Raw genomic sequence first — 279 nt, 5'->3', positions numbered from 1 at the left:
ACCGCGAGAAGATATCACTCTGCGCGGTGATGCTACGTTACTCCAGTTACTGTTACGTAATTTGGTAGAGAACGCCTATCGCTATAGTCCTGAAGAAAGTCAGATTACAGTGAGCCTTAACACCCAACAACATGTTGAATTACAGATCGAAGATGAAGGGCCGGGTATCGATGAAAGCAAAGTCGGTGAATTGAGTAAGGCGTTTGTACGAATGGACAGCCGCTATGGCGGTATCGGCCTCGGGCTGAGTATCGTTACGCGCATTGCTCAGTTGCACGA

The 279-nt window shown here is 48.4% G+C and carries 1 protein-coding gene; it reads left to right on the top strand.

All coding sequences use genetic code 11. The features are described 5' to 3' along the window. A partial coding sequence (locus NXT09_RS22415; protein ID WP_268581202.1) for an ATP-binding protein occupies positions 1–279 on the top strand: 279 nt, incomplete at both ends.

Origin of the sequence: Pectobacterium jejuense (assembly GCF_026800125.1) — a bacterium.
Taxonomy (GTDB): Bacteria; Pseudomonadota; Gammaproteobacteria; order Enterobacterales; family Enterobacteriaceae; genus Pectobacterium; species Pectobacterium jejuense.
This window is presented reverse-complemented; position numbering and strand designations above follow the sequence as displayed.